The organism is Actinomadura rifamycini DSM 43936 (assembly GCF_000425065.1).
Taxonomy (GTDB): Bacteria; Actinomycetota; Actinomycetes; order Streptosporangiales; family Streptosporangiaceae; genus Spirillospora; species Spirillospora rifamycini.
Map to the genome: position 1 here is coordinate 153640 of NZ_AULB01000016.1, position 26232 is coordinate 179871.

At 74.0% G+C, this 26232-nt stretch carries 27 protein-coding genes; 7 read left to right on the forward strand and 20 right to left on the reverse strand.

Annotated features, from left to right (window positions below):
- Window positions 1–191 precede the first annotated feature (191 nt).
- Both H505_RS0116870 and H505_RS0116875 read right to left on the reverse strand, forming a co-directional pair.
- Window positions 192–629 (reverse strand): ATP-binding protein, encoded by a 438-nt coding sequence (locus H505_RS0116870; RefSeq protein ID WP_026402936.1) that lies wholly within the window; start codon window positions 627–629, stop codon window positions 192–194.
- Window positions 630–640: 11 nt separating this feature from the next.
- Window positions 641–994 carry an STAS domain-containing protein gene (locus H505_RS0116875; RefSeq protein ID WP_026402937.1) on the reverse strand — a complete coding sequence of 118 codons (354 nt, stop codon included), beginning with the start codon at window positions 992–994 and terminating at the stop codon, window positions 641–643.
- Window positions 995–1233: 239 nt separating this feature from the next.
- Here H505_RS0116875 and H505_RS0116880 point away from each other — a divergent pair, with 239 nt between their 5' ends.
- Entirely contained in the window at window positions 1234–3519 is a 2286-nt protein-coding gene (locus tag H505_RS0116880) for a DEAD/DEAH box helicase (protein ID WP_084550350.1), read from the forward strand.
- Between the two features lie 19 nt (window positions 3520–3538).
- Here the strand turns inward: H505_RS0116880 and H505_RS0116885 are convergent, their stop codons facing one another.
- From H505_RS0116885 to H505_RS0116940, 12 genes are all read right to left on the reverse strand, one after another.
- Window positions 3539–4387 carry a phosphotransferase family protein gene (locus tag H505_RS0116885; RefSeq protein WP_026402939.1) on the reverse strand — a complete coding sequence of 283 codons (849 nt, stop codon included), beginning with the start codon at window positions 4385–4387 and terminating at the stop codon, window positions 3539–3541.
- A gap of 199 nt (window positions 4388–4586) precedes the next feature.
- Window positions 4587–4955, reverse strand: a complete 369-nt coding sequence (locus H505_RS0116890) for a hypothetical protein (RefSeq protein WP_026402940.1) — start codon at window positions 4953–4955, stop codon at window positions 4587–4589.
- Between the two features lie 78 nt (window positions 4956–5033).
- Entirely contained in the window at window positions 5034–6293 is a 1260-nt protein-coding gene (locus H505_RS47750) for a hypothetical protein (protein ID WP_026402941.1), read from the reverse strand.
- A 228-nt stretch (window positions 6294–6521) separates the two neighbouring features.
- Complete coding sequence (locus H505_RS52725) at window positions 6522–6956, reverse strand: Rv3654c family TadE-like protein (protein ID WP_051300785.1); 435 nt, start codon at window positions 6954–6956, stop codon at window positions 6522–6524.
- Between the two features lie 250 nt (window positions 6957–7206).
- A complete protein-coding gene (locus H505_RS0116905; RefSeq protein WP_026402943.1) occupies window positions 7207–7566 on the reverse strand; it encodes a TadE family type IV pilus minor pilin in 360 nt (119 codons plus the stop codon).
- 11 nt (window positions 7567–7577) lie between these two features.
- Window positions 7578–7757 carry a DUF4244 domain-containing protein gene (locus tag H505_RS42395; RefSeq protein ID WP_034518214.1) on the reverse strand — a complete coding sequence of 60 codons (180 nt, stop codon included), beginning with the start codon at window positions 7755–7757 and terminating at the stop codon, window positions 7578–7580.
- Window positions 7758–7835: 78 nt separating this feature from the next.
- Complete coding sequence (locus H505_RS0116915) at window positions 7836–8627, reverse strand: type II secretion system F family protein (protein ID WP_084550353.1); 792 nt, start codon at window positions 8625–8627, stop codon at window positions 7836–7838.
- Complete coding sequence (locus tag H505_RS0116920; protein WP_026402945.1) at window positions 8628–9314, reverse strand: type II secretion system F family protein; 687 nt, start codon at window positions 9312–9314, stop codon at window positions 8628–8630.
- Window positions 9311–10462, reverse strand: a complete 1152-nt coding sequence (locus tag H505_RS0116925) for a TadA family conjugal transfer-associated ATPase (protein WP_026402946.1) — start codon at window positions 10460–10462, stop codon at window positions 9311–9313. Before H505_RS0116925 ends, H505_RS0116920 begins: the two co-directional genes overlap by 4 nt.
- Window positions 10459–11535 carry a septum site-determining protein Ssd gene (ssd, locus tag H505_RS0116930; RefSeq protein ID WP_026402947.1) on the reverse strand — a complete coding sequence of 359 codons (1077 nt, stop codon included), beginning with the start codon at window positions 11533–11535 and terminating at the stop codon, window positions 10459–10461. The genes H505_RS0116925 and ssd overlap by 4 nt, the downstream gene beginning before the upstream one ends.
- 891 nt (window positions 11536–12426) lie before the next feature.
- Window positions 12427–13041 (reverse strand): pentapeptide repeat-containing protein, encoded by a 615-nt coding sequence (locus tag H505_RS0116935; protein ID WP_026402948.1) that lies wholly within the window; start codon window positions 13039–13041, stop codon window positions 12427–12429.
- A 79-nt stretch (window positions 13042–13120) separates the two neighbouring features.
- Window positions 13121–13912, reverse strand: coding sequence for a Fic family protein (locus H505_RS0116940; RefSeq protein ID WP_026402949.1), 792 nt, complete (start codon window positions 13910–13912; stop codon window positions 13121–13123).
- Window positions 13913–14176: 264 nt separating this feature from the next.
- Between H505_RS0116940 and acs the strand changes: the two genes are divergently transcribed.
- The 5 genes from acs (at window position 14177) to H505_RS42405 (ending at window position 19831) form a co-directional block, all read left to right on the forward strand.
- Window positions 14177–16144, forward strand: a complete 1968-nt coding sequence (gene acs, locus H505_RS0116945) for an acetate--CoA ligase (RefSeq protein ID WP_026402950.1) — start codon at window positions 14177–14179, stop codon at window positions 16142–16144.
- A 331-nt stretch (window positions 16145–16475) separates the two neighbouring features.
- Entirely contained in the window at window positions 16476–17777 is a 1302-nt protein-coding gene (gene nhaA / locus H505_RS42400; RefSeq protein ID WP_245592545.1) for a Na+/H+ antiporter NhaA, read from the forward strand.
- 148 nt (window positions 17778–17925) lie between these two features.
- Window positions 17926–18357, forward strand: coding sequence for a phage holin family protein (locus H505_RS0116955; RefSeq protein ID WP_026402951.1), 432 nt, complete (start codon window positions 17926–17928; stop codon window positions 18355–18357).
- A gap of 28 nt (window positions 18358–18385) precedes the next feature.
- Window positions 18386–19309, forward strand: coding sequence for an alpha/beta fold hydrolase (locus H505_RS0116960; RefSeq protein ID WP_026402952.1), 924 nt, complete (start codon window positions 18386–18388; stop codon window positions 19307–19309).
- 72 nt (window positions 19310–19381) lie between these two features.
- A complete protein-coding gene (locus tag H505_RS42405) occupies window positions 19382–19831 on the forward strand; it encodes a DUF309 domain-containing protein (RefSeq protein ID WP_034518216.1) in 450 nt (149 codons plus the stop codon).
- 24 nt (window positions 19832–19855) lie between these two features.
- Here the strand turns inward: H505_RS42405 and H505_RS0116970 are convergent, their stop codons facing one another.
- From H505_RS0116970 to nth, 3 genes are all read right to left on the reverse strand, one after another.
- On the reverse strand, window positions 19856–21037 hold the full coding sequence (locus H505_RS0116970; protein ID WP_026402953.1) for a MarP family serine protease: 1182 nt from the start codon (window positions 21035–21037) through the stop codon (window positions 19856–19858).
- A gap of 234 nt (window positions 21038–21271) precedes the next feature.
- Window positions 21272–21928, reverse strand: a complete 657-nt coding sequence (locus tag H505_RS0116975) for an NUDIX hydrolase (protein WP_034518219.1) — start codon at window positions 21926–21928, stop codon at window positions 21272–21274.
- A gap of 64 nt (window positions 21929–21992) precedes the next feature.
- The gene (gene nth, locus H505_RS0116980) at window positions 21993–22649 is read right to left on the reverse strand and encodes an endonuclease III (RefSeq protein ID WP_425248256.1); all 657 of its coding nucleotides are present in this window, start codon (window positions 22647–22649) and stop codon (window positions 21993–21995) included.
- A 329-nt stretch (window positions 22650–22978) separates the two neighbouring features.
- Here nth and H505_RS0116985 point away from each other — a divergent pair, with 329 nt between their 5' ends.
- Window positions 22979–23695, forward strand: a complete 717-nt coding sequence (locus H505_RS0116985) for a Crp/Fnr family transcriptional regulator (protein WP_051300786.1) — start codon at window positions 22979–22981, stop codon at window positions 23693–23695.
- 124 nt (window positions 23696–23819) lie between these two features.
- On the opposite strand, the gene H505_RS0116990 is transcribed toward H505_RS0116985, so the two are convergent.
- From H505_RS0116990 to H505_RS0117000, 3 genes are all read right to left on the reverse strand, one after another.
- Window positions 23820–24602, reverse strand: a complete 783-nt coding sequence (locus H505_RS0116990; protein WP_425248257.1) for an MBL fold metallo-hydrolase — start codon at window positions 24600–24602, stop codon at window positions 23820–23822.
- Between the two features lie 166 nt (window positions 24603–24768).
- The gene (locus H505_RS0116995; protein ID WP_026402958.1) at window positions 24769–25605 is read right to left on the reverse strand and encodes an NUDIX hydrolase; all 837 of its coding nucleotides are present in this window, start codon (window positions 25603–25605) and stop codon (window positions 24769–24771) included.
- Window positions 25606–25751: 146 nt separating this feature from the next.
- Window positions 25752–26213, reverse strand: coding sequence for a RidA family protein (locus H505_RS0117000; protein ID WP_026402959.1), 462 nt, complete (start codon window positions 26211–26213; stop codon window positions 25752–25754).
- Between the last annotated feature and the right edge of the window lie 19 nt (window positions 26214–26232).

The window sequence follows — 26232 nt, forward strand, 5'->3', positions numbered from 1 at the left end:
CCCGTTTAACAGCAGCCCGCAATGGCCGGCGATTCGCGATCTTCCGGTAAGACGATCTCATATCAAGATCCCCGAGCGGTACCCCGCCCCCGCATTACCGAGACCGCCGCGGCCCCGCCCGTCCGCCGGGCGCTCGGGCCGCGCATGGCGAAGGCCCCGCCGGGGCGGGGCCTTCGGGATGCCGGGGGCGCTCAGACGATCGCTTCGGCCTCCGCCGGCCAGCTCATCCGGATCTGGACGCCCTTCGGCGTCGCGGAGATGTCGACGTCTTCGGCGAGCCCGGCGATGACGGCCAGTCCCAGCTCCGCCGCACCCTCCCCGAAGCCGTACTCGAGGTCGTCCGCGTCCGGCGCCGACGGCAGCCCGCCCGGATCGTCCCCGGGCACCGTGTCGCTCACCGTGACCTCGAAGCGCCGGTCCCCGCCGGTCAGTTCCAGCCGGATCGGCTCGTCCGGGCAGTGCCGGACGTGCGCCTCCACGGCCCGCGAGAACGCCTCGCCGACCGCGAGCCTCACCTCGTCCAGGATGTCCTCGCCGACCCCGTTGAGGCGCGCCACGGAGGTCACGATCAACCGGACGGTCCGGACGTGGACGGGCCGCGCGTTGATGGACAGTTCAACGGTCTCCACAGCCGCTTCGCCTACTTGGCGCCCTTGCGCTTTTCCTCGGCGTCGGCGATCGAGTCGTGGATGCCGAAGACCTTGGTCAGCCCCGTGATCCGGAAGATCTTGAGGATGCGCTCCTGGGTGCACACCAGTTCCAGGGAGCCGTCGTGCGCGCGCACCCGCTTCAGCCCGCCGACCAGGACGCCGAGGCCCGTCGAGTCGAGGAACTCGACCTTCTCCATGTCCACGAGCAGGTGGAACTTCCCCTTGTTGACCAGATCGATGAGCTTCTCGCGAAGCTTCGGCGCCGTGTAGACGTCGATCTCGCCCTCCACGTTGATGACGGTGAGGCCATCGTCGGTGGTGTAGTCGTTCACCTTCAGGTCCACAGATCCTCCAGCACCGTGCAGCACAATCCGGTCCCGACATCCCCGGCCGGGGGCCGGTCATGCGGGACATCGCCGTGATTCAACCACGCTCCGGCACGGCGTACGCACGTTATCGCCCACTCGGGCGAAAGTCAGCGCCTCCCGTCTGACCTGCTGATCCGCTGCGAGGGCAGGGGGGATCGGCCACCGGCGCCGGGGCGTTCCCGTTGTTTTGCCCAGGCTGGCAAACTGAAAACCTGATGGGCGCGCACAGATCTCCCCTGGACCGGCTGCTGGCCGACCCCACGCGCCGGGACCGCATCACGCACGTCGAGCGCGTCCCCGCACGTGAGGGCCGCCGCACGCCCTGGCCGTCCTGGGCTCCGCCGCTCCTCGTGGAGCGCCTCGCCGCCGCGGGCGTCGACGCCCCCTGGGAGCACCAGGCCGCCGCCGCCGAGCACGCGCGCGCCGGACGGTCTGTGATCATCGCCACAGGGACGGCGTCCGGGAAATCCCTGGCCTACCTGCTGCCCTCCGTCGCCGCGATCTACGACGACGACCGCGAGGGCACCACCCTCTACCTCTCGCCCACCAAGGCCCTCGCCGCCGACCAGCTCCGCTCCCTGCGCGCCCTGCGGCTCACCCGCGTCCGCGCCGCCGCCTACGACGGCGACACCCCCCGCGAGGACCGCACCTGGGTCCGGCAGCACGCCAACTACGTGCTGACGAACCCCGACATGCTGCACCGGTCGATCCTGCCGTCCCACTCCCGCTGGTCGTCGTTCCTGCGCCGCCTCCGCTACGTCGTCGTCGACGAGGCCCACGGCTACCGCGGCGTCTTCGGCTCGCACGTCGCGCAGATCCTCCGCCGCCTCCGCCGCGTCTGCGCCCGCTACCACGCGTCCCCCACGTTCGTCCTCGCGTCCGCCACCACGTCCGACCCCGCCACCACCGCGTCCCGCCTCACCGGACTGGACGTCGTCGCCGTGCAGGACGACGCGTCCCCCCGCGGCCCCGCGACGTTCGCGCTCTGGGAGCCGCCGCTCACCGACCTGCGCGGCGAGCGCGGCGCCCCCGTCCGCCGCACCGCCACCGCCGAGACCGGCGACCTCCTCGCCGACCTCGTCGTCGAGGGCGTGCAGACCCTCGCGTTCGTCCGCTCCCGCCGCGGCGCCGAATCCGTCGCCCTCGGCGCCAAACGCGCCCTCGCCGACGTGTCCCCCGACCTCCCCGACCGGGTCGCCGCCTACCGCGCCGGATACCTCCCCGAGGAGCGGCGCGCCCTCGAAGCCGCCCTCCGCTCCCGCGACCTCGTCGGCCTTGCCAGCACCAACGCGCTCGAACTCGGCGTGGACGTCTCCGGGCTCGACGCCGTCGTGGTGTGCGGCTGGCCCGGCACCCGCGCGTCCCTCTGGCAGCAGGCCGGACGCGCGGGCCGCTCCGGCCAGGCATCCCTGTCGATCCTCGTCGCCCGCGACGACCCCCTCGACACGTTCCTCGTGCACCACCCCGAGGCGATCTTCGGCACCCCCGTCGAGGCGACCGTCCTCGACCCCGACAACCCGTACGTCCTCGAACCCCACCTCTGCTCCGCCGCCGCCGAACTCCCCCTCACCGAGGCCGACGCCGAACTGTTCGGCCCCGCCACCGCCGACCTCCTCCCCGACCTCGTCCGCCGCGGGTTCCTCCGCCGCCGCCCCGCCGGCTGGTACTGGACGCGCCGCGACAAGGCCGTCGAACTCGCCGACATCCGCGGCGCCGGCGGCGCGCCCGTCCAGGTCGTCGAGGCGTCCACGGGGCGCCTCCTCGGCACGGTCGACGAGGCGTCCGCGCACACGACCGTCCACGACGGCGCCGTCTACGTGCACCAGGGCGAGTCCTTCATCGTCCGGACCCTCGACCTCGACGACTCCGTCGCCCTCGTCGAGCCCGCGGAACCCGACTACTCCACCACCGCGCGGGACGTCACCGACATCGGCATCGTCGAGCGGCTCCGCTCGTCCGCGTGGGGCGAGGCGACCCTCAACTTCGGCACCGTCGACGTCACCCGGCAGGTCGTCGCGTACCAGATGCGCCGCCTGCAGACCGGCGAGATGCTCGGCGAGAAGCCCCTCGACCTGCCCCCGCGCACCCTCCGCACCCGCGCCGTCTGGTGGACGCTGTCGGAGGAGCAGACCGCTCACCTCGACCTCGACCTCCCCGGCTCCGCGCACGCCGCCGAGCACGCGTCCATCGGCCTCCTGCCGCTGTTCGCCACCTGCGACCGCTGGGACATCGGCGGCGTCTCCACCGCCCTGCACCCCGACACCGGCCTGCTCACCGTGTTCGTCTACGACGGCCACGAGGGCGGCGCCGGCTTCGCCGAGCGCGGCTACGCCGACGCCGCGTCCTGGCTCCGCGCCACCCGCGACGCGATCGACTCCTGCGAGTGCTCCACCGGCTGCCCGTCCTGCATCCAGTCCCCGAAGTGCGGCAACGGCAACGACCCCCTCGACAAGGAAGGCGCCCTCGTCCTCCTGGACGCCCTCCTGAAGGGCGCCCCCTGACCCGGAAGACCCGACCGTGCTAGCGGTAGCCGCTCAGCCCGTCCGCCAGTTCCTCCTCGTCTCCGTCGCGGACGGCGGCGAGGGCCTGCTGGAGGGCGAAGGTCGCACGGATCGCGGCGACCCGTGAGGCGAGCCCCTCCTCGCTCCCCGGGCCGAGCAGCCGTCGCAGGAGGTCGTCCCCGTGCCCGGCGGCGAGCGCCGCGAGGTCCTCGGCGGGGTCGCCGAGCGCGACGTCGTCCCAGTCGAGCACTCCGGCGAGGCGCGGCAGCCCGTCCCGCCACTCCCACAGGACGTTCTCCGCACCGAGATCGCCGTGCACCACCGCCCGTCCGTCCTGCGGCGGCCCGTCGAGCGCCCCGAGTTCCCGTTCGGCCCGCCTGCGCCCGTCGTCCGACATGAACCCGAACAGCTCCGCGCGCACGCCGTCCCCGAACCGGCGCCACCGGTCGTCCGGCTCCCGAGGCAGCGCCGCGCGCACCTTCGCGTCGGCACCGGCGCGGCGCAGCCCGGCCAGCAGCGCGGCGTACTGCGCCGCGACGGCATCGGCCGCGCGCGGGTCGCGCAGCGCGGCACCGTCCAGCGGTTCCCCGGGGATGCGGTCGAGCACGAGGAACGGCACCCCGTCGGCGCCGCCTTCGAGCAGCGGCTCAGGTGTGCGAAAGCCCAGGTTGAGCCCGCCGAGCGTGCGGAGCCCGGCCGCCCGCGCCGGCAGCCGCGCCGCCGCCGCCCGCGTACGCGGCAGGCACACCACGCGAGCCGAGCCGACGACAACGTGGTGGAACTGCCCCCGGCGCACGGCGAGAGCCTCAAGCTCATCCTCAGGCAGCAGCCTGCGCAGCAAAGCGCGATGCGCCACCCGAACGTCCACGGCAACGCCCCCCAGCACACACAGGCCAGCATGCCCGACAGAACGACGCGCGACCCGAATACTCACGGCAACGCCCGCCCTCAAGGGACGCACAGGCCGGCCGCCGACAGAACGACGCGCGGAGCGACGCGCGACCCCGAATACTCACAGCAACGCCCGCCCTCAAGGGACGCACAGGCCGGCCGCCCGGCGGTACGGCCTACGGGGCGACGCGCTGGGCCGGGATGGACGGCTCGTCGCCCATGCCGCGCCGGGCCTGCGCCAGCGCCTGCTGGAGCTTCCGCCGCTCCATCTCGAGGGTCTGCAGGGACTCCTCGTGCTCGTCCCGGAGGTCCCGCAGTTCCCTGCGCATCTCGATCGCGTGCTTGAACCCGAACGCCGCCACCATCACACCGGCCATGAACACCACGGCGACCACGGCACCGGCCATGAACACGTGCCATTCCTCGGTCACTCCGGGCACCGAGTCACCGAACGCCGTGAGCCCGGCCTCGCCCGTGTTGTCCAGCACCACCGCCACCGCCGCGAGCACGGCGGCCAGCACCAGGACCAGCCCCAGGAAGATCATGCGGGAGGTTCTCCTCTCCGGGAGTCCGACTGGCACCGCAGCCTAGACCGCGGACATTTCGGTCGCCACCCCCGCCGATCACTTGCGCCGCGAGCGCGCCACCTTCACCTCGACGCCCGCCGGACGGCGCCGCCCCTTGACGTCGCCGCCCTTGCGGGCGGGCGCACGCCGGGCCCCGGGCCGGGCCGGCATCGTGGCCGTCGCCCCCGGCGCGGCGGGCGCCTTCGCGGCGGAACCCTTCGCGGAGTCGGCCTTGGCGGCGGGCGCCTTCGCCGGTGCGGCCTTGGCGGAGCCGGGCTTGGCCGTCTTCGGCTTCGCGGGACCGGTCTTCGCGACGGCCTCGGCGCGCGCGATCTGCTCCCGCGCCTTGGCGACCCGCTTGCGCCCGGTGCCGGCCCGCGCGATCCGCGCCGCCGTCCCGCGGGCGCTCGTCGCGGCCGACGCGACGCGCAGGCTCCGCGTCCACGTGCCCAGGTGCGCCGCGACGACCAGCAGCACCAGCGCGATGCCGATGCTCTGGCCCCACTGCAACCGGTCGGTGGACGCGATGTTCTGCGCGACCGGCGCGTCGCCCGCGATCTCCGGCGCCGGGTAGACCAGGCCCGGGGTCGCGCCGTCGGGCTGGACGGACGGCAGCGTGATCGGCGACTGCTCGTTGAACGGCGTCAGCGGGGTCGTGGCGCTCGGCACCGATCCGGTGGCGGGCAGCGACGTCGATCCGCCACCGGCGGACGGGACGTTCGCCGCGGCGACGACGTCGCTCGCGCTCGCGGCCTCCGAGTACACCGAGCCGCCCGCGCCGTCCGACCGCTTGGCGCGAACCTCGACGGCGAAGGTGCCGTTCTCCTGGGTCAGCGGCAGGCTCGCGGAGCACTGGCCGCCGCTGCAGAAGGTGCCCACCGATCCGGCCGCGGGCTTCACGCCCGACCCGCTGAGCGTGTAGCCCTCCAGGTCGGCTTCGGAGCCCATGCCCCACTTCACGACGAGCTTGCCGCCGGACACGCCCGCGGACACCCCCGAGGGCGTCGCCGGGGGCACCTTCACGGTGAAGTTGCTGGCCGCGAGCTCGCCGGTCCAGTGGGTGAGGTAGACCTTGTAAGCCCCGTTGTGCGCGATCGGGAACGTCCCGGAGAGCTCACCCGCCGCGAGCGAGTGCTCGTCCAGCAGCTTGTCCCCGACGCCGGGGCCGCTCACCCGCAGCTCGACCTTAGCCAGCTTGAGGTCGGCGTTCGCCTCGGCGGTGATCTCGGTTCCGCTCGTGATGACGGCGCCGTCCTTGGGGGCGACCACCACCGACTCGGCGGAGGCGGGCGGCGCGGCGATGACCGGGATGCTCATCGCAAGAGGGGTCGCAAGCGCGATCGCACCGATCCTGCGAATGATGGTCACGGCGTCAATCCCTTCGACTGCGTCCGGGTCGCGGGGCTCACTGTGCCGAGTCATGAGCGGGGGCTTACGGCAGCGTAACGTACCAACCGGTAACGAAAGTCACAGATGGGTGACAAGTGAGATGGCAGTGGCTCCGGTCGCGACCTATTGACGTTCAGTTCAACGAACTGGGTCGCGTCAGGTTACGCCCATATCCCCCACGGGGCCAGCCCTGGCCCGCGAAACGATTTGTAGATCACCGATCTTCCCTGGTCCCTTCACTCTCACGACCACCCGCACCTCCACGACGTCTCCCCGGACCGTGCACGTCCGCAGCCGCGCCCCCGACGCCGCCGCGATGTCCCGCGCCCGCCCGCACGCGGCCGCACGCCCGCTCGCCACGTGCGCCGCCCCCGCGAGCGCCGCGAGATCCGCCGCCGCGTCCCCCCGATGCCGCGCCGCCCGCACCCCGCCCACCGCCAGCGCGGCCACCCCGCCCACCCAGATGACCGCCATAAAGGCGACCACCCACACCGTCCCCACCCCCCGCTCACCCGCCCCACCACCCCACCTCAACAACCCCCCGCACACCCCTTCACCACCCACCCCCACGCCGTCACCGGCACCCAACATGAGCCCTCCAAAATCAACTTTGCGGTGAGTCCGGTCGTGGCGGTTTCGAACACGGCATGCCTTTCGGTTCAGACGGCGGATCAGCTCGGCTTGGCCTCGTGTGGGGCGGGGCCGGGACCGGCCTCGACGGCGGTCGCGCCCGGCCGGTCGCGGTCGGGCGCATGGTGGGGCGCGGTCGGGAACTTGGGTCGGTTGCGGGGGCGGGTGGACCGGCGGTGCCGGCGAGGGTGGTCGGGGTGAGGGCAGGTGGTCACGGGGTGGTGGGCGGGGTCGGTGGGGGTGGGGTGCCTGGTTCGGTGGCGGCCGCGGCGTGGGCGTGGACGACGAGGGCGGGGAGGCGGGCGGCCGCCGGGGGCTCGACGGGGGTCGACACGGCGACGTGGACGGTGGCCTCGTCGCGGGTGACCGTCACCGTCGAGCCCTCGGGGACGGCCTCGGCGACCAGCGCTCGGACTGCGGCGAGAGATTCGCCTCGGGCGGCGGCGCGCGCGCCCGTTCGGGCGGCGTCGTTGCACGCGAGCTGGGTCGAGACGGCCGCCATCGCCCACAGGACGATCGCCGTGACCAAGACCAGGGCGGGGAGGGCCACGGCGATCTCCGCCGTGGCCATGCCCCGGTCCCTCAGTCGGCGAGTCGGAGGGCCCGTTCGACGATCGCTAAGAGAAGTTCCTGGACCTCCGAACCGGTCACGATCTTGAAGAGCAGGCCCGCGAAGGCCGCCGCGGCGATCGTGCCCACGGCGTACTCGGCGGTGGACATGCCCGCGTCCTCTTTGTTCTTCCAGCGCTGCATCGGGTTCATGGGGTCCTCCGTGTCGGTTGTCTTCAGGTTCCGGCATGGGGTGGGAGGGCGTCAGGGGAAGCGGGGGCTGTGGATAACTCATGGCGCGGGGACGAGGATCGTCGAGGCGATGCCGGCCACGGCGGGAACGACGCCGAGGAGGACGAACGCGGGCAGGAAGCACAGGCCCAGCGGGGCGAGGACGCGGACGCCCGCGGCCCGGGCGCGTGCGGCGGCCGCGGTGCGGGCCGTGCGCCGCTGGTCCCGGGCGAGCCGGGCGAGGGACGGCGCCAGCGCGGCGCCGTGGGACGTCGCGCGGACGGCGGCGCGGGCCAGGGGAGCCAAAGCCGGTTCGCCGGTGAGGGCGAGCCAGGCGGCGGCCGGGTCGGCGCCGAGGCGGATCTGCGCCGACACCCGGTCGAGTTCGTCGCCCAGGGGGCCGCCGACGGCGCCCGCGACGGCGTCCACCGCGTCCTGCCAGGGGGTGCCGCCGCGCAGGCAGGCGGCGAGGAGGTCGACGGCGACGGGGAGGTCGGCGACGAGCCGTGCCCGGCGGCGGGCGCGGTCGGCGCCGTCCAGGCGGGTGCACGCGTACCAGGCGGCCGCGGCGGCCGGAGCGGTCAGCAGGGGGCCGAGGGGGAGGCCGAACAGGAGGACGGTGAGGACGCCCGCGGCGGCCGCCGCGGTGCGGCGGAGCAGTACGCCGGTCGGGCGGGCGCCGTCCGGGCGGGCGCCGTCCGGGCGGGCGCCGTCCGGGCGGGCGTCGTTCGGGCGGGCGCCGGTCTTTCGCGGGGTGCGGAAGCATCGGGCGAGCCTCCGGCCGGAGGCGCGTCGCGTGCGGAGGTGGACGGCCGTCGCCGCGCAGAGCACGGCCGCCAGCGCTGTGAGCATTCAGCGTCCCGGGGGTCGGGGCGACTCGGCGTTCCTGGCCAGGCGCACCGTCCAGGCGAGGCCGGCGGCGTTGAGGGCGACGCCGGCGACCAGGCAGGCGAGGCCGGGGAGCGAGCCGCAGAGGAAGGACAGGGGGCGTGCGCCGAGGGCCGCCGCCATGGCGATGCCGAGCAGCGGCAGCACGGCGAGCAGGCGGGCGGTGGCGCGGGGGCCCGCGAGCTGGACGGAGACGTCCTGGCGCTGGGCCTCCTCGTCGCGGAGGGCCGCGGCCAGGCCGTCCAGGACGGTCGCCAGCGTGCCGCCGCGCTCGGAGCCGACGCGCCAGCACGCGTCGAGGAGGCGCAGGCCCTCGGCGCCGGGGACGGTCGCGAGTGTCGCCAGGTCGCGGCATTCGAGCAGCTCCTTCGCGATGGGCGGGTCGAGGACGGCCGCGGACGCGCCGAAGGCGTCCTCGGGGGCTCTGCCGGCGGCCAGTTCGGCGGCCATGCCGTCGCAGAGCTCGATGACCGAGGTGCGCCATCGGCGGGTGCGGGTGCGGCGTTCACGGAGGGTCCTCAGGTGGGTAGTGAGGGCGGGCCGGGGTGCGCGGGAATCGAGGACGTCGCGGACGCGTCCGGCCGCGCGGGGCGGTGCCGCGAGCGTCCAGACCGCGGCGGAGACGCACAGGGCCGCGAGCGCGGCCGTCATGGCCAGTGCGGGTGGAGCCGGGCCGCCAGGGCCGCCGCGCCGAGATGGTGCACCGTCTCGCCCGCGGGGGTGAACGAGACGGCGGGGTGGACGGCGACGAGCCCGTCGGGCGCGCGCTGGAAGACGCCGACCTCCGCGACCCGGCGGGCGCCCGCGGGGGCGCGGGCGAGGTGGACGACGACGTCGAGGGCGGCGGCGAGCTGGCTGTGGACGGCTTCGCGGGTGAGCCCGGCGGCGCACGCGAGCGCCTCGAGGCGCGCGGGGACGTCGGCGGGCGTGTTGGCATGCAGGGTGCCGCAGCCGCCCTCGTGGCCGGTGTTGAGCGCCTGGAGGAGGTACACGACCTCCGGGCCCCGCACCTCCCCGACGACGAGGCGGTCGGGGCGCATGCGGAGGGCTTGGCGGACCAGGTCGTTCAGGGTGATGCCCCCGGCGCCTTCCATGTTGGGCGGGCGGGCTTCCAGCCGGACGACGTGCGGGTGGTCGGGGCGCAGCTCGGCGGAGTCTTCGACGAGGAGGAGCCGTTCGGACGGGCCGGCGGAGCCGAGCAGGGTGCTCAGCAGCGTCGTCTTGCCGGTGCCGGTGCCGCCCGTGACGAGGAACGCCGCGCGGGCGGCCACGACGGCGGCCAGCAGGGCGGCGCCCTCGGGCGGGACGGTCGCGGCGGCGACGAGCTCGTCGAGGGTGAACGCGCGGCGGCGGGGGAGCCGCAGGGACAGGCAGGTGCCGCCGGGCGCGACGGGCGGCAGGACGGCGTGCAGCCGGACGCCGCCGGGCAGCCGGGCGTCGGCGTAGGGCGCGGCGTCGTCGAGGCGGCGGCCGGCCGCCGCGGTGAGCCGCTGCGCGAGGCGCCGCAGCGCGGGCTCGCCGGGGAACCGGACGTCGGTGCGGACGAGCCCGCCGCCGGCGTCGGCCCAGACCTCGTCGGGTCCGTTGACGAGGACGTCGGTGACGTCCGGGGAGCGCAGGAGCGGTTCGAGGGGGCCGGCGCCGACGAACTCCGCGCGGAGCTCGTCGGTGAGGGCGAGGACCTCCCGGTCGCCGAGGAGGCGCTCCTCGGCGCGGAGGGCGGCGGCGACGCGGCCGGCCGTCGGTTCGGCGCCCGTGTCCGCCAGCCGCCCGCGCACCGCGTCCGACAGCCGGGTCATGCCGCCTCCTCGCGGTACGCGGAGGGCTGGACGGCCAGGTCGTCGAGGAGGTCGCGGCAGAAGTCGGTGAGGGGGCCGCGGCGGGTCACGGCGGCGAGTTCGCCTTCGTCGATGGCGGCCGGGAGGCGGCGGTCGCGTTCGAAGGCGCCGGCGGACGGGAGGTCGAGGGCTCGGGCGACGGCGTCGGCGGTCAGGCCGCCGGGGGACGGGCCCTGGACGACGAGGCGGAGGTCGGCGGTCTCGCGGCGGAGCGCGGCGGCGACGCCGTCGGCGGCGACGGTGGCGCGGACCTCGGCCGGGACGAGCAGGTAGGCGGCGTCGGCGGCGCGCAGGGCCGCCCGGCCGAGGTCGCCGGGGTAGCGGGGGACGTCGGCCACGACGAGGTCGAAGCCGCGGACCGCCGCTTCCAGGAGGGACGCGGTCGCCTCGCCGGTGAGCGGGACGGGTTCGCCGCGGCGCCAGGAGAGGACGGACAGGTCGCCGTCGCCGGGGAGGGTGTCGCGGAGGGCGGCGGTGCCGAGCCGGCCGCGCCGCTCGGCGAGGTCGGGCCAGCGGACGCCTTCGTGCTCCTCGAGGCCGAGGAGGAGGTCGATGCCGCCGCCGAGGGGGTCGGCGTCGGCGAGGAGGGTGCGCAGGCCGGTGCCGGCGGCGGTGACCGCGAGGGTGGCGGCGAGGACGCTGGCGCCCGCGCCGCCGCGGGCGCCGACGACGCAGACGACGGCGGCGCGGTTCGCGTCGGGTTCGGCGGCGGTGGCGAACGCGCCGATCAGCCAGTCTTCGTGGTCGGGGAGGACGGCGACGTCCTGGGCGCCGGCCTGGACGGCCATCCGGTAGGCGTCGGCGGTGGCGGCGGAGGCGACGAGGACGACGCCGGCGCGGCGGGGCAGGCCGCTCGCCGCGACGTCGCCGGCGGCGTCGGCGCCGACGAGGACGAGCGCGGGCCACGACCAGGCGTGGCGCGCCTCGCCGACGTCGTGGGCGACCTCCGCGTGGGCGTCGGCCGCGGCGGCGAGCCGCAGCAGGGCGTCGGCGGTGCCGGGATCGCCGGTGACGATCAGTGCCGCGAGGTTCATGGAGGCTCCTTCGGGTCCGGAGGTCTCCACCTTGCGGCGGCGTCCGGAGGAGCGGCACGGATTCGCGGGGCTGTGGATAACTTCGCGGGCGGGCGGCGGCCCGAGGGGTGCCGCACGCCCGCCCGCGGGAGATTGGGCGACCCCCGCCGGGGGGGGGAGAGCGGGGGTCGCCGAACGGATCCGGCTCCGGGGGGGTAGAGCCGATCCGCTTTCCCAAGAAAGACTCAGGGGAGATCAGGCTAAACCGGACGTAAGCCCGTCCTATAGGGCGGGCAAAGTCGCTGCATCACCAGTCTAGGCGGATACAACATATGCTGCCCGACCGTCGAGAGTTCCGTCGAGTCGCAAACTCGCCCGTCGGATGATGTTTTTTCTCATCTGACTACAACGATCACACCATCCGGGCGGGCGGCCGCGACCGCGCGGCACCGTCCCGTCGCACGCGCGGCGTGCAACGTGGCGGAAGTGGGAGCGTACCGGAACGGCAAAGATCCTTCGAACACCGCAACCAAAAAGCAATCATCACCGTCCGTGATCGATTTCGGTTTTCTGGGTGATAGTTGTGGTTAGTCCGGAATGGCGGATGTCAGGCGAGGAGGACGGCGACGGGCGGGCCGTCGCCGTTGTGGCGCGTAGTCGCCATTTTCCCGAATGGGCCTTGCCAACTGGGCAAACAGGGCGTACACCAGAAGTACGGACATCTGTCCGGGCACGGCAGCCGGGCACCCACGCGCGACCAGCCGCGGGAGGCGCGTCGAGACGGGCTTGACCCGATCCGACGGATACGAGGTGCACGCTTGGTAACCCGGTGTGACGTGACTGGCGGCGGCGCCTCGCGCTGAGGCGCCGCTCGTCGTGTCGGGGAACGGTGCGGACGAGCGTTCCGGAACCTCAGCGGACGTCGAGGCCGAGCGATTCGGCGATCACGACCGCCTGGTGCGGGTCGATCCGCGCGCCCGCCAACTCGACCGTCCGGGGATCGACGGTCGAAATGTCGCTGCCGCGGAGATCACACCGGGACAGGTCCGCGGCCCGGAGCCACGCACCGGAAAGATCGACACCGCGAAGGGTCGCCCCGGTACAGCGCGCACCCGTGAGATCGGCCTCCCGCAGACGCACGTCCGTGAAGGACGCGCGACGCAGGTCGGCACCCGGCAGGCCGGTGAACGACCAGTCGCCGCCCTGCACCTTCATGAGGTCGTACGTACAGCCGTCGAACATGCTGCCGAGAAGTTTGCAGCCGTCGAACGTCGAGTCGAAGAAACCGCAACGAACGAACGTGCAGTTGATGAACGCGGTGTCCGTGTGAGCGGAGACATTGAAGCGGACGCCCCGGAAAGTGCAGTCGACGAAACTCGCGCCCGTCCCGTGGGCCTCGGTCATGTCGACGTCCAGGAACAGGACGCGTTCGTGTTCCTCGCCCGTCAGGTCGCGCGAGTCCCAGTCGGCGCCCCTGATCGTGCTCTCCGTGGGCGCGGCCGGACGTCCGTCCTTGCGATCGGCCATTGAGCCAGCTTCACACGCGCCTCCGACACACCCGCGGGCGCACCCGAACCCGCGACCGCGCCCGCACCCGCGACGGACATCAGCCGCGCATCAGCGCTTCGCAGATCGCCTGGGAGTCGCGGGCGGCGGCGGCCACGGCGGCCGAGCAGTGCCGGATCCAGGCGGTCATGCCGTCCGGGGTGCCGGACGCGTAGGCGCGCAGGGCGTCCGGGTACTCGTCGCCGAGTTCGAGGTGGCCGACCTCGGGCGCGGCGAGCGACTTCGGGTCGAGGCCTCGCGCGACGAGCGTGAGCCGCTGTGCGGCGCGGGCGACGAGGCCGTCGCCCCAGCCGAACGGCCGCAGCGTGAGCAGCTCGCCGTGGACGACCGCCGCGACGACGAGCGCCGGCGCCTTCGTCGTCCCGGTGAGCAGCCCGCTGAGCGCGTCGAGGCGCGCCGCGACCTCGGCGGGGGACGGCGGGTCGCCCAGCCCGAGGACGTCGGTGACCGGACGGCCGTCGGAGCGCGGGCGGCCGAGGTCGGCGGCGTCCACCGCGTCGGCGGCGGCGAGGACGTGCAGGCGCGCGAGGACCTGCCGGGGCGCGTGCCGCCACGTCTCGGCGAGCGAGCCCAGTTCGGCGGACACGCGCAGCGCGCCGTGGACGAGCGGGTCGCCGGGGTCGTCGGTCGTGCGCAGGACCTCGAGGTCGACGGCGGCGCCCTCGAGGACGGCCGTCGCGCGCGCGCCGCGCAGCGCGGATTCGGTGGAGACGTCGGCGCTGCGGCGGCGCAGGATCCGGTGACCGAGCAGCCGGTCGACGGCTTTGCGCGCGTCGTTCACGGCGTCGGTCACGCCGGGGAGGTTCGCTACTTGTGCGAGGGCATCGGTCACGGCCCGACCTTATGCGGTGGCCGCCGCCGCCCGGACGCCGCCCCGGGGCGCCCCCGGCGCGGGCCGGGGGCCCGCGGGGAGCGTACGGTTCCGGGGCGCCCCACCTGGGAAGGTGGGGTGTGTCGATCGTCACTGCGAGCATCGGGGGCGGGCGCGTCCGGGGCCCGCGCCCTCGACACACGGGAACACGGCTTGTGAGAGCGGGACCTTCCTGGTGGAGTGGGCATACCGGGCGACCCGTCTCAGCAAGCGAGGAGTACTGCGTTGAGCCAGAGCCAAGAGACACTGTCGAACCTGTTGCAGGAGACGCGGCGCTTCGCCCCCCCGGCCGATCTCGCCGAGTCGGCGAACGTCAAGGCCGACGCCTACGAGGAGGCGGCCGCCGACCCGCAGGGCTTCTGGGCCCGGCAGGCGGAGCGGCTGTCGTGGTCCAAGCCGTGGGACCAGGTCCTCGACTGGAGCAATCCGCCGTTCGCGAAGTGGTTCGTGGGCGGCGAGCTGAACGTCGCGTACAACTGCGTCGACCGGCACGTGGAGGCCGGGAACGGCGGCAAGGTCGCCTTCCACTGGGAGGGCGAGCCGGGCGACACCCGCACCCTCACGTACGCCGACCTGCAGCGCGAGGTGAGCAAGGCCGCGAACGCGCTGCTGGAGCTCGGCGTCCGCAAGGGCGACCGGGTCGCGATCTACCTGCCGATGATCCCCGAGCTGCCGATCTCGATGCTGGCGTGCGCGCGGATCGGCGCGACGCACTCGGTCGTGTTCGGCGGGTTCTCGGCGGACGCGCTGCGCACCCGCATCGACGACGCGCGGGCGAAGGTCGTCATCACCTCGGACGGCGGGTACCGGCGCGGCAAGCCGTCCGCGCTGAAGGCGACGGTGGACGAGGCCGTCGCCGACACGCCGTCGATCGAGCACGTGCTGGTCGTCCGGCGGACGGGCGAGGAGGTCGCGGCCCACGAGCGGGACGTGTGGTGGCACGACGTCGTGGAGCGGCAGAGCGACGAGCACGCGCCGGAGCCGGTGGACGCCGAGCACCCGCTGTACATCCTGTACACGTCGGGGACGACGGGTAAGCCGAAGGGGATCCTGCACACGACGGGCGGGTACCTGACGCAGACGGCGTACACGCACTACGCGGTGTTCGACCTGAAGCCGGACACGGACGTGTACTGGTGCTCGGCCGACATCGGCTGGGTGACCGGGCACTCGTACATCGTGTACGGGCCGCTGGCGAACGGCGCGACGAGCGTGATGTACGAGGGGACGCCCGACACGCCGCACCAGGGCCGCTGGTGGGAGCTCATCGCCAAGTACAAGGTGTCGATCTTCTACACGGCGCCGACGGCGATCCGGACGTTCATGAAGTGGGGCGACGACATCCCGGCGGCGCACGACCTGTCGTCGCTGCGGGTGATCGGCAGCGTGGGCGAGCCGATCAACCCGGAGGCGTACGTCTGGTACCGGGAGCACATCGGCGCCGGCCGGGCGCCGGTCGTGGACACCTGGTGGCAGACCGAGACGGGCGGCATCATGATCAGCCCGCTGCCGGGGGTGACCGAGGGCAAGCCGGGCGCGGCGATGCGGCCGCTGCCGGGGATCGCCGCGGACGTCGTGGACGACCAGGGCGACTCCGTCCCGAACGGGGGCGGGGGCTTCCTGGTGGTGAAGGAGCCGTGGCCGTCGATGCTCCGCACGATCTGGGGCGACGACGAGCGGTACGTGAAGACGTACTGGTCGCGGTTCGAGGGCCTGTATTTCGCGGGCGACGGCGCCAAGAAGGACGAGGACGGCGACATCTGGCTGCTCGGCCGGGTCGACGACGTGATGCTGGTGTCGGGGCACAACATCTCGACGACCGAGGTGGAGTCGGCGCTGGTGTCGCACCCGAAGGTCGCGGAGGCGGCGGTCGTCGGCGCGACGGACCCGGTGACCGGGCAGGCGATCGTGTCGTTCGTGATCCCGCGCGGCAGCGCGGGCGGCGACGTCGAGGGCGAGGAGTTCCTGAAGGAGCTCCGCGACCACGTGGCGAAGACGCTCGGGCCGATCGCCAAGCCGCGCCAGATCATGATCGTGCCGGAGCTGCCGAAGACGCGGTCCGGGAAGATCATGCGGCGGCTGCTGCGGGACGTCGCCGAGAACCGCAGCATCGGGGACGTCACGACGCTCGCCGACAGCACGGTCATGGACCTGATCTCCGAGAAGCTGCCGAGCGCCAAGTCCGACGACTGACCCCTTCCCGGAGGGTCTGACCGACGCACGGACGGACGGACGAGCGAGGCGCGGGCACCCGCGCCCCGTTCGTCCGTCCCGCGCTCGCGCGTCCGCCCTTCGCACCGGTTGTTCCGCCCTTCGCCCCGGATCGGCCCGGCGCGGATGATTCCGCCCAAGGTCGACCCGATGGTCGAATGTGGGCGATTTCGCACAGATTCACGATGATTCGTCGGAGATCTTGCGGGTAAGGTGCAGGAAGGTGTGCCGGGAAGTCTGGTCGGCAGGGTCCGGCCCGTGACATCCCCGCGGGACGGCTCTCATCATGCCGTCCACCGCTCCGGGAGTCCTTTTGCCGCGCCCGTCCACGCGCCCCGACCGCACCACCGGCTCCGCCCGCTCCAACGGCACCGAGGGCACCGACGGCTCGCGCCGTCCGGTGGCCGCGGTCTGGCCGTTCCGCCCCACCGTCCGCTACGGCGGGCAGGTCGCCAAAGCGCTGCGCCTGGAGACGGTCGGCGGCGTCATCATGCTCCTGGCCGCCGTGGCAGCGCTCGTCTGGGCCAACACGCCCTGGTCGGACGCCTACTACGACTTGCAGAAGTTCGAGATCAGCCCGCACTGGCTGAACATCGGGCACATGGACGTGGCGCACTGGGCGTCCGGCGGGCTGCTGGCGGTCTTCTTCTACCTCGCCGGCCTGGAGCTCCGCGAGGAGCTCACGCACGGCGAGCTGCGCAACCCGCGCGACGCCGCGCTCCCGGTGCTCGCCGCGACCGCCGGCGTCGTGCTCCCCGCGGTCCTCTTCCTGATCGTCAGCGCGGGCGCGGACGGCGCCTCGCGGGGCTGGGCGATCCCGACGGCGACCGACATCGCGTTCGCGCTCGCCGTGCTCGCGGTGACGTTCTCGGCGTGCCCGGCGCCGCTGCGCGCGTTCCTGCTGACCCTCGCCGTCGTGGACGACCTCATCGCCATCACGATCATCGCGCTGTTCTACAGCGACGCGCTGGACTGGGGCTGGCTCGCCCTCGGCGTCGCGCTGATCGCGGTGTTCGGGACGCTGCAGGCCCGGGGCGTCCGGTCGCCGTGGCTGTACGCGCCGCTGGCCCTCCTCGCCTGGTACTGCGTCCTGCGCAGCGGCGTGCACGCGACGGTCGCCGGGGTGGCGCTCGGGATGCTCACCAGCCCGCGGGAGTCCCCGGACGGACGTCCGACGAACGCGGAGCGCGCCGACCACTTCCTGCGCCCGTTCTCGGCGGGGTTCGCGGTGCCGGTGTTCGCGTTCCTGTCGGCGGGCGTGACGCTCAGCGTGTCCGCGCTCGGGGACGTGTTCACCGATCGGATCGCCCTGGGCGTGATCGTCGGTCTGGTGGTCGGTAAGTTCATCGGTGTCTTCGGCGGGGCCTGGCTGGCCGTGCGGTTCGGCCTGGCGACGCTGGGGGCGGAACTGCACTGGCGGGAGATCGCGGGCGTCGCGATGCTCGCCGGGGTGGGATTCACCGTTTCACTGCTGATCGGCGGTTTGGCCTATACCGACCCGTCACAATTGGAGAGAGTGACGACTGCGGTCCTGATCGCGAGCGTGCTCGCCTCGGCGGCCGCCACCGTCGTCTTCCGGAGGAGGACGCGCGCCCGCGCGCAGCTCTCCGACTGACCGGGCCGACCGGCCGGACCCGCTCGCCGGGCCGTCCGGCCGGGCCGACCGGCCGGGACGACGCGGTGACACCGGGTGGCCGGACGCGCCGTCCGGCTGCCAGGCTGGGACGCCGTGGCAGTCGGGGGCGCTGGAAGGAGAGAGCGATATGTCCGAGGCAACGCCGGGCGAGCGCGTCGAGGACAAGTCCCTCGGCGATCTCGTCGCGCTGGCGTCCAGCAACGTGTCCGACCTGGTCAGGGCGGAGATGGAGCTGGCCAAGATGGAGCTCAAGTCGGACGCGAAGAAGGGCGCGGTCAGCGGCGTGATGCTCGTCATCGCCGCGGTGATGGGCGGGATCATCGTGATCCTGCTGTCGATCTCGCTGGCGTTCGGGCTGATCGAGCTGGACATCTGGCCGTGGCTGGCGTTCCTGATCGTCGCGGGCCTGTACGGTCTGCTCGCCGTCGTGCTGGGCCTCATCGCCAAGCGCCTCATCGGCAAGATCGAGGGAGCGAAGCGGACGCGCCGCACGTTGAAGGACACACCCGGAGCGCTGCGCCATCGCGGCGGCTCCGACACCCCCGCGCTGACGGACTGAGCGGGGCAGGCAGGCAGGGGGACGGGCCATGCCCGGGCACGACGCGTCACTGATCGAGGTCGACGGCCCGTGGACCCACCGCGCGATCAGCGCGGGCGGGACGCGGTTCCACGTCGCCGAGGCCGGGGAGGGGCCGCTGGTCCTCCTGCTGCACGGCTTCCCCGAGTTCTGGTGGTCGTGGCGCGACCAGCTCGTGTCGCTGCCGGCGGCGGGCTACCGCGCGGCGGCGATCGACCTGCGCGGCTACGGCGGCAGCGACAAGCCGCCGCGCGGGTACGACCTGGTGACGCTGGCCGGGGACGCCGCCGGGCTGGTCCGGGCGCTGGGCGAGGCGAACGCGATCGTGGTGGGGCACGACTGGGGCGGGCTGCTCGCCTGGACGATGGCCGTCTACCACCCGAAGATCGTGCAGCGGCTCGCGGTCGCCGGCGCCCCGCATCCGCTGCGGCTGCGGCGGTCGCTCCGGGAGAGCCCGCGCGAGCAGGGGTGGGCGGCGCGGCACTCGTTCGGCTTCCAGCTCCCGGTCCTGCCGGAGCGCCGCCTGGTGCGGGACGACGCCGCGCTCGTCGGCCGGCTGCTGCACGAGTGGTCCGGGCCGAACTGGCCGGACACGCAGACGGAACGGCTCGTCCGGCGGGCCGCGCAGATCCCCGGGGTGGCGCACAGCGCGCTCGAGTACCACCGGTGGTTCCTGCGGTCGCAGGCCCGTCCGGACGGCATCCGCTACGCGCACCGTATGCGCGCCCCCGTACAGGCCCCGACGCTCCAGCTGCACGGCGCCCTGGACAAGTGCATCCTCCCGGAGAGCGCCCAGGGGTCCGGGCAGTACGTGGCGGCGCCGTACCGGTGGCGGCTCATCGAGGGCGCGGGGCACTTCCCCCACCAGGAGCGGCCCGAGGAGTTCGACGCGCACCTGCTCGGCTGGCTCGCCGACCCGGAACCCGACCGCTGACCGCCCCCGTGCCCCGGGCGCCGCGCGGCCCCGGACGTCCGGACGTGCGAGACGCGCGCGTACGGTGGAGGCATGCGGGATCGGGACGAATCGGGACGCCCGCGCAACGCGCGGCCCCGCGACGCGTACGGGCGTCCGCTGCCGCACGGCGCGACCGGGATCCCCACCATGCCGGACGACCTCAGCATGCGGCCGTCGGAGGCTCTGCGGGAGGCGCAGCGGCTCCTGGACGACGACCGCCCCTTCCACGCCCACGAGGTGCTGGAGGCCGCCTGGAAGGACGCCCCGGACCCGGAGCGGGAGCTGTGGCGGGGGCTGGCCCAGGTCGCCGTGGGGGTCACCCACCTGCGCCGCGGCAACGCGCGGGGCGCGCGGGCCCTGCTGAGCCGCGCCGCGGACCGGCTGGAGCCGTACGCCGCCGACCCCCCGCACGCGATCGACGTCCAAGGCGTCGTGCGGCGCGCTCGCGCGCTCGTGGACACGCCCGAAGACGGCCCGGTCGAACTCAAGCTCACCCTGTGACGCCCCAGTAGGGCGCTCACGGGTTCAGTCGGAGCAGCTCTGGGTGGAGACCGGCCGGGTGGCGCGCGCGCCCGTGCGCGCGTCCTCCGCGACCTCTTCGGCGGTGAGCGCGTAGCCGGTGGAGGGGGTGTCGAGCGCCGCGGCGAAGATGACGCCGTAGACGCTTCCGTCGGCGGACAGCAGCGGGCCGCCCGAGTTGCCCGGCTCGACCTTGCCGCGGATCGCGTAGATCTCCCGGGCGACCTGGCCGGTGTGGTAGATGTCGGGCCCCTTGGCGGTCTGCCGGGCGCGGATCCGGGCGGCGCTCGCGCTGAACGGCTCGTTCTTCGGGAAGCCCGCGATGATCGCGCTGTCGCGCACCTCGGCCTCCATCTCGAAGTCGAGCGGGCGCGCGTCCAGGCCCGGGACGTACAGGACGGCGATGTCGCGGCTCGGGTTGTACAGGACGACCTCGCCCTTCGCGGTCTCGCCGGTGCGGTTCGCCACGGTGGACGGCCCGCGCGCGCCCGCGACGACGTGCGCGTTCGTCATGATGTGGTCGGGCGCGAACACGAACCCGGTGCCCTCGATGCGGCGCTGGCACTGCGGCGCCGTGCTGACGATCTTGACGATGCTGTTGCGGGCGTCCCGCAGCCCGCCGGTCGCCAGGACCGCGTCGTCCGGCGGCGGGACCTCGACCACCGACTCGCCGCCGAGCCCGTTGAAGACCTGCGGGAACTCGCTGTTCTTCACGAAGCCCTGGAACGAGGTGAACCAGGTGTGCGCCTGGCCGGGCATCACCTCGTCGATCCCGTTGATGATCGACGAGCCCTTCACCTGGGTGCGGACCGGCTTGAACTCCGAGTTCGCGACCAGGCTGCCGAAGAACCACGCGACGATCAGCAGCGACAGCGAGCTGACGAACGTGCCGCCGACCGCGTCCGCGGTGCGGGCGTTCAGCCCGGTGACCCGGTTGCGGAGCACGGCCCCCGCGGACGACGCGATGAGCTGCCCGAACGTCGCGGACAGGAACGCGACGACGATCGCGAGCAGCGCCTGCTGCGCCGCCCCGTCCACCGCGGACTCCGCGATCGGGGGAGCGATCAGCACCCCCGCGACGCCGCCGCCGACGAAGCCCGCGAAGCTCAGCAGGCTCACGATGAAACCCTGCCGGTAGCCCGAGACGCCGAACAGCACGACGAGCCCGAGGAGGATCAGATCGAGCATATGGTCGTCCAGCACCGCTTCACCGTATAGCCCGAGGTCGCCTTCTCACGTCCCCTCGCCGGACCAGTTTCCCCCGCCCCGCGTGACCACCTGGGGCGATACGGAACGATCACCGACCGTGCCCCTCCCGGCCGCGGCCCGCTGACCTGCGGCTCGGCGGACGGACGGCGCGGACGGACGGCGCGGACGGACGGCGCGGGCGCCGCGGCCCGCGGCCGTGCGCGGCGGCGCAGGTCAGCCGCGGGAGGCGAGGTCGAGGACGTCCTGCGGCAGGTCCTCGACGCGGCCGGCGTCCCACGGGCGGTCCCAGCCGCCCGCCGCCAGCACCTCGCCGAGCAGCGCCGCGGTGAACCCCCACACCAGCATCCCGCCGACCTTGAATGCGGGCCCGAGCTTCAGCCCGGACGGGTGCCGGACGGTCAGCCGGTTCGCCGGGTCGACGAGCTCGGCGATGGGCACCCGCGCGACGGTCGCGACCTCGCCGGGATGCCCGGGGGCGATCTGGGACGGTTCGCGCCACCAGCCGGCGACGGGCGTGACGCGGTGCCGGCTGCGCGACAGGTACAGCTCCGGGAGCGTGCAGAGCACGTCCACGCCGGACGGCTCGACGCCCGCCTCCTCCCACGCCTCGCGCAGCGCCGCCGCGACCGGGCCGTCGTCCTCGGGGTCGATGCGGCCGCCGGGGAAGGCGGGCTGGCCGGCGTGCTTGTTGAGGGTCGCGGCCCGCTCGGTGAGCAGCACGTCCGGGCCGTCCGGTCCCTCGCCGAACAGGATCAGCACGGCGGCGGCGCGGGCGTCCGGGGCCGGCCGGAACCGCGGCGGCACCGGCAGCCGCACCGCGTTGGCGCGGAAACGGTCGAGCCAGTCGGGGCAGGAGGCGATCTCGGTCACGTTGATCTCAACTCCGTGTCGGCCGTTTTGCTTCCCGCCCGCCCCCCGGGCGCGGGCGGGGCGGTCACGAGAACGGGCCGGGCTTGACGAGCGCCTCGGCCGTCTCGACGTCCGTGGGGCCCTCGCCGAACGCCGGGCACAGGTCGGCGAGCGGGCAGGCGCCGCAGGCGGGGCGGCGCGCGTGGCAGATGCGGCGCCCGTGCCAGATCAGCCGGTGCGACAGCATCGTCCAGTCCTTGCGCGGGAACAGCCCGCCGATCTCCCGCTCGACCTTGTCGGGGTCGGTCTCCTCCGTCCACGCGAACCGGCGGACGAGCCGCCCGAAGTGCGTGTCGACGGTGATGCCCGGGACGTCGAACGCGTTGCCGAGCACGACGTTCGCGGTCTTGCGGCCGACGCCGGGGAGCGTGACGAGGTCGTCCAGGCGTCCGGGGACCTCGCCGCCGAACCGCTCGACGAGCGCCGCGGACAGCCCCATCACCGACTTCGTCTTGGCGCGGAAGAACCCCGTGGGCCGCAGCAGGGCCTCGACGTCCTCGGGGTCGGCGGCGGCGAGGTCCTCGGGCGTCGGGTACTTGGCGAAGAGCGCCGGGGTGGTCAGGTTCACCCGCTTGTCGGTGGTCTGGGCGGACAGGACCGTGGCGACCAGGAGCTGGAAGGGCGTCCCGAAGTTCAGCTCACAGTGCGCGTCCGGGTAGGTTTCCGTGAGGATCCTGTTCATCCGCCGCGCCCGGCGCACCAGTCCGAGGCGGGTCTCCGGCCCGCGCCGCCCGGCGCGCCGGGGCCGCGGCCGGGCGCGGGCGTCCGAGGACCGTCCGCCGGAGGGTCGGGCCGCTTTCGTCGCCATGCCGCCAGGGTAGGCCCCGGACGGCCGGACGGGCGGCACCCGCACGCCCGTTTAAGTGCGATGAGACCGGTGTGATGGCATTCACCCGGGTGTCCGTACACTGGGCGAACAGGGTCGTGGTGACGATCCCGCGAAGTGACGCCCCCGCGTTACGGCGCGCCGTGGCCCTGCCTTCACGTACGCGGTGGGACGTACGTCACACTATGCATGTTGGTGTTTCGAGGAGGAGAAGCGTGACCGACCGCGACGTGGACGTTCTGAGCAGAGCCCCGCTCTTCGAGGCACTCGATGAGCAGGGGGCCAAGGCGCTGCGCGCCAACGTGACCGAGGTGCGGCTCGCCCGCGGCCAGACGCTGTTCAACGAGGGCGAGACGGGCGACCGCCTGTACGTCGTCGTGGAGGGCAAGATCAAGCTGACCCGCACGGCGCCGGACGGCCGGGAGAACCTGCTGAGCGTCCTCGGCCCCAGCGAGATGTTCGGCGAGCTGTCGCTGTTCGACCCCCGCCCGCGCACCGCCAGCGCCATAGCGGTGACCGAGTGCCGGCTGGCCGGGCTCGGCCACGACCAGCTCCGCCCGTGGCTGACCGGGCACGCCGAGGTCGCCGTGCAGCTGCTGCGCGCGCTGGCCCAGCGGCTCCGCAAGACCAACGACGTCATGGCCGACCTGGTGTTCACCGACGTCCCCGGCCGCGTCGCCAAGGCCCTGCTGGACCTCGCCGAGCGCTTCGGGCAGCCGTCCGAGGCGGGCCTGCACGTGCACCACGACCTGACGCAGGAGGAGCTGGCGCAGCTCGTCGGCGCGTCCCGCGAGACCGTCAACAAGGCCCTCGCCGACTTCGCGCAGCGCAACTGGCTGCGGATCGAGGCCCGCGCGGTGGTCATCCTCGACATCGAGCGGCTGCGCAAGCGCTCCAAGTGAGGGGACCGGCCGGTCCGCGGCGGACGACCGCGGCGACCGGCCGGTCGCGTCCGGCGGCCCGCCCGCCGTCCGCGCCCTGCGGGCCGTTCTCGGCCCGCGCGCCGCACCGGGTCCGCGCGCCGCGTCAGCGCCGCTCGTCCAGGTAGTCGAGCTGCGCCTGCACGGACCATTCCGCCGCGGGCCACAGCGTCCTGTCGACGTCCGCGTACACGACCTCCACGACGTCGCGCGCCGTCCGGGCGCCCGCCGCCACGGCCGCCTCGACCTGCGCGAGCCGCTCGCGCCGGTGGTCGATGTAGTGGTCGAGGGCCGCCAGCGGATCGTCCAGCTTCGGGCCGTGCCCCGGCAGGATCGTCGCCGCCTCCCGGTCCGCGCAGAACGTCCGCAGCCGGTCGAGGGAGCCCAGGTAGTCCCCGAGCCGCCCCTCCACGACGGTCGTCCCGTACCCGAGGACCGTGTCGCCGGTCAGGACGGCCCCGTCCGCGGGCAGCCAGAACGTCAGCGAGTCGTGGCTGTGCCCGGGCGTCTCCAGCACGTGGAGTTCGACGCCGCCGGTCGTGATGACGTCCCCCTCGACGATCCCCTCGTCGCCGAGGCGGTGCCGGGGGTCGAGGGCCCGGACGTTCACGCCGCCCGCCAGCTCGGCGAACCGCTCGGCCCCGGCGGAGTGGTCCGGGTGCCCGTGCGTGAGCACGACCAGCCCGACCCTCGCCCCCCACGACTCGACCGTGCGCACGACGCGCCGCAGGTGGACGTCGTCCTTCGGCCCCGGATCGATCACGACGACCTCGGCGGAGTCCGGGTCGCGGACGAGCCACGTGTTCGTGCCGTCGAGGGTCATCGAGGACGGATTCGGCGCGAGCACGCAGAACGCTCGTTCGGTTCCCATACCGTCGATCTCGGTCATGTCGCCCATCCTGCCTGAGACGCGGGCGGGACGACCGGCCGGGTTCCACCCGAGCCGGTCCAGGCGCCGCAGCGCGGACGTCCCCGCGAGCCGTAGCGCGGCGGCCCGCGTCAGCCGCGCGCGGGCCGCGCCCGACCACGGCGCCCGGCCGCCCACGACGGCCCCGTCACCCGGTCGGGTAGAAGTGCGCGACGTCCTCGGGCAGCACCAGGAACGCCTCCCCGTCGACGATCTCCGCCGTCGGCTCGTACACGTTGATCGAGCGTTCGGCCGCCAGGACGTCCGCGACCGTCTCGTACTCGGCCAGCTCGGTGAGCGTCGCCAGGGTCGGCGGCAGCATCATCCACTCGCCGGCCCACCCGCGCTCCACGGCCTCCGCCGGACGCACCCACGCCACCTGGTCGGCCTCCGTGCTGACGTCGCGCGCGCGCTGCCCGTCCGGGATCGCCGCCACGAAGAACCGGGTGTCGTAGCGCTTCGGCTCGATCTTCGGCGTGATCCAGTGCGCCCACGGGCGCAGCAGGTCCGACCGCAGCACCAGGCCCCGCTTGTCGAGGAACCCGCCGAACGACCGGGAACGATCCAGCAGCGCCTGCCGGTCCGCCTCCCACGCGTCCCCGCGGGTGTCGTCGACGACCGTGTCCGGCGTCGGGCCCGCGAGCAGCACCAGCGTCTCCTCGAACGTCTCCCGGACGGCCGCGCACACCAGCTCGCGCGCCACCGTCTCGGTCGCGCCGAACGCCGCCGCCCACGCGGACGGCGGCGGGCCCGACCACGCGAGCGACGCCTCGCCGTCGCGCGGGTCGACCGACCCGCCGGGGAACACGTAGGCGCCGGGCGCGAACGCCATGGACCGCACCCGGCGCAGCATGAACGCCTGGAGGCCGTGCCGGTCGTGGTCGCGCAGCACCACGACCGTCGCCGCGTCCCGCGCGGGCGGGGGCGCGGCCCGTCCGGCCTCGATGTCCTCGATGCGCCCCACGAACTCCGCGGGCAGCTTCAGCCCGTTCACCGTCGCCTCGCCGGCCGTGTGATCCTCATGGCGGCCAATTCGGACATACCGAATGCCGTTCCGTCAACCCGAAGTCAGCATCCGGGTGAGGAGAGCAGCGTTCTCCCCGACGGGCCCGTCCGGCGTCCGGACGTCCGTCAGGCGACCTCGGCGATCAGCTCGACCTCGACGGGCACGTTGCGGGGCAGCGCCGCGACGCCCACCGCGCTGCGCGCGTGCCGTCCGGCGTCGCCGAACACCTCGCCCAGCAGGTCGCTCGCACCGTTCACCACGTCCGGCTGGCCGTAGAAGTCGGGCGCGCTCGCGACGAACCCGACGACCTTCACGATCCGCGTGATCCGCGACAGCTCGCCCACCTCGGCCTTGAGCGCCGCGATCGCGTTCAGCGCGCAGATCCGCGCCTGCGCCTTCGCCTCCTCGGCGCTCACCTCCGCGCCGACCTTGCCGGTGGCGCCCAGCTCCCCCTTCACCAGCGGGATCTGCCCCGCCGTGTAGACGAGCGAGCCCGTCCGCGCCGTCGGCAGGTACGACGCGACCGGCGGCACGACCTCCGGCAGCTCCAGCCCGAGCTCGGTGATCCGCTCCTCGGGTGTGCTCATCGCCACTCCCTCCTCGACT

Bases quoted from the DNA above. Each gene is read 5' to 3' on its own strand.
- H505_RS0116925 (WP_026402946.1), bottom strand. From the start codon at position 10,462: ATGACCCGGCTGTCGGACGCGGTGCGCGGGCGGCTGGCGGACACGGGC.
- H505_RS0116935 (WP_026402948.1), bottom strand. From the start codon at position 13,041: ATGGCCGATCGCAAGGACGGACGTCCGGCCGCGCCCACGGAGAGCACG.
- H505_RS0116920 (WP_026402945.1), bottom strand. From the start codon at position 9,314: ATGACGGCCGCGCTCGCGGCCCTGTGCGTCTCCGCCGCGGTCTGGACG.
- H505_RS0116955 (WP_026402951.1), top strand. From the start codon at position 17,926: ATGTCCGAGGCAACGCCGGGCGAGCGCGTCGAGGACAAGTCCCTCGGC.
- H505_RS42395 (WP_034518214.1), bottom strand. From the start codon at position 7,757: ATGAACCCGATGCAGCGCTGGAAGAACAAAGAGGACGCGGGCATGTCC.
- nth (WP_425248256.1), bottom strand. From the start codon at position 22,649: ATGAACAGGATCCTCACGGAAACCTACCCGGACGCGCACTGTGAGCTG.
- H505_RS0117000 (WP_026402959.1), bottom strand. From the start codon at position 26,213: ATGAGCACACCCGAGGAGCGGATCACCGAGCTCGGGCTGGAGCTGCCG.
- H505_RS42405 (WP_034518216.1), top strand. From the start codon at position 19,382: ATGCGGGATCGGGACGAATCGGGACGCCCGCGCAACGCGCGGCCCCGC.
- H505_RS0116890 (WP_026402940.1), bottom strand. From the start codon at position 4,955: ATGATCTTCCTGGGGCTGGTCCTGGTGCTGGCCGCCGTGCTCGCGGCG.
- H505_RS0116970 (WP_026402953.1), bottom strand. From the start codon at position 21,037: ATGCTCGATCTGATCCTCCTCGGGCTCGTCGTGCTGTTCGGCGTCTCG.
- H505_RS0116990 (WP_425248257.1), bottom strand. From the start codon at position 24,602: ATGACCGAGATCGACGGTATGGGAACCGAACGAGCGTTCTGCGTGCTC.
- ssd (WP_026402947.1), bottom strand. From the start codon at position 11,535: ATGAACCTCGCGGCACTGATCGTCACCGGCGATCCCGGCACCGCCGAC.
- H505_RS52725 (WP_051300785.1), bottom strand. From the start codon at position 6,956: ATGTTGGGTGCCGGTGACGGCGTGGGGGTGGGTGGTGAAGGGGTGTGC.
- H505_RS0116915 (WP_084550353.1), bottom strand. From the start codon at position 8,627: ATGCTCACAGCGCTGGCGGCCGTGCTCTGCGCGGCGACGGCCGTCCAC.
- H505_RS0116905 (WP_026402943.1), bottom strand. From the start codon at position 7,566: ATGGCCACGGCGGAGATCGCCGTGGCCCTCCCCGCCCTGGTCTTGGTC.
- H505_RS0116985 (WP_051300786.1), top strand. From the start codon at position 22,979: ATGCATGTTGGTGTTTCGAGGAGGAGAAGCGTGACCGACCGCGACGTG.
- H505_RS0116960 (WP_026402952.1), top strand. From the start codon at position 18,386: ATGCCCGGGCACGACGCGTCACTGATCGAGGTCGACGGCCCGTGGACC.
- H505_RS0116880 (WP_084550350.1), top strand. From the start codon at position 1,234: ATGGGCGCGCACAGATCTCCCCTGGACCGGCTGCTGGCCGACCCCACG.
- H505_RS47750 (WP_026402941.1), bottom strand. From the start codon at position 6,293: ATGAGCATCCCGGTCATCGCCGCGCCGCCCGCCTCCGCCGAGTCGGTG.